This is a genomic window from Pseudomonas sp. RGM 3321 (assembly GCF_022836805.1).
In the GTDB taxonomy this organism is placed as follows: Bacteria; Pseudomonadota; Gammaproteobacteria; order Pseudomonadales; family Pseudomonadaceae; genus Aquipseudomonas.
Genome location: NZ_JALHBH010000062.1, coordinates 1 through 1432, shown reverse-complemented (window position 1 = coordinate 1432; position 1432 = coordinate 1). Strand labels below are relative to the sequence as shown.

At 53.7% G+C, this 1432-nt stretch carries 1 protein-coding gene; it reads right to left on the bottom strand.

The annotated features are described in order from the left end of the window. Positions 1–28: 28 nt before the first annotated feature. A protein-coding gene (locus RGM3321_RS00255) for an IS3 family transposase (protein WP_244391044.1) occupies positions 29–1380 on the bottom strand; the annotation gives its coding sequence in 2 pieces (ribosomal slippage) (positions 29–921 and positions 921–1380; 1353 coding nt in all). Positions 1381–1432: the final 52 nt, after the last annotated feature.

Sequence of the window (1432 nt, the reverse complement as noted above, 5' to 3'; positions counted from 1 at the left end):
TGGACTGCCCCCCGAAAGTTGGACAGTTTTAGCGCGCCGCCTGAGCCCTGTATTTTACGGGGCTCAAGCCGTTTAGCTTCAGCTTGATGCGGTCATTGTTGTAGTAGCGGATGTACTCATCCAGACCTGCCTTCAGCTCTTCTATGCTTTCAAATCGTTTCAAATAGAAAAACTCGGACTTCAGCGTACCAAAGAAGCTTTCCATTGCGGCATTGTCCAGGCAATTTCCCTTACGCGACATGCTTTGCTTCACGCCCTTTACCGCCAGCTTTTGACGGTACTGCGCGTGTTGATACTGCCAGCCCTGATCCGAGTGCATCACAAGCTTCGGCTCGTCCTGCAACTGCTGGAGAGCCTTGTCCAGCATATTGGTGACCAGCTCGAAGCACGGCCTGGTAGACACTTCGTACGCCACGATCTCACCGTTGTACAGGTCCATCACGGGCGAGAGATACAGCTTTCGATTGGCCACTTTAAACTCGGTCACATCGGTCACCCATTTCTGGTTCGGGCGTTGCGCCGTGAACTTGCGCTCCAGCAAATTCGGCGCAATTTTCCCGACGGTGCCCTTATAGGAGCGGTACTTCTTGGGTCGCACAACTGATCTCAGGCCCAGTTCAGCCATCAATCGCTCCACAACCTTCTTGTTGACCAACGTGCCTGAGTTGCGAATGACCGCCGTGATACGTCGAGCCCCATAAAGACCTCTCTCCTCGTGATAAACACGCTCTATCTCCTGCTTCAGAGCTGCATCTGGATCGGGTCTGGATTGCACCTGAGCCTGATAGTAAAACGTGCTGCGCGCCAGGCCCGCCAGCGTCAGAAGGGCGCACATCGGAAACCGGTTCCTCAGTTGTTTGACGATCAGGGCTTTTTCTTTTGCCGTCGTTGCTGCTCCTTCAACTCTTCCAACTTTTTTAGGTAAGCGTTCTCCATGCGCAGGTATTCAAGCTCGGCCATTAACTGGTCGCGTGTCTTGTGCGTATCGTCAGCGGTTACGGGTTCGGTGGGATAAGGCTTCTTGGGCATGGCAGCAGGCTTTCTTCTTGTGGGAACACGCGGGGCTAGACCGTCACTGTAATGCTGCTGTTCCCAAATGACTATTTGGCCAGGATCACCAATACCAAAATGCGCTGCGGTCTGGCGAAGCGACAGCCCGTGCTCGCGCTTGTGCTCAAGCACTGAGCGTTTGAAGGCTTTACTGTACCGAAGACCAGGCTTGCGATGGCCTGTGTGCCCATGGCTCTTGTAATTGGCGACCCAGCGTCGAAGCAGGCTGAAATCGATCGAGAACTGACTGGCCACCTTACGAAAGCCGATGTTGCCTTCAAGGTACGCTTTGACGACGGTGAGTTTGAATTGCTCTGAATACTTGGCCATTTGAACACCCCCATTAGGTCGGATTGGTGTCCAACTTCTTGGGGGCAGTCCA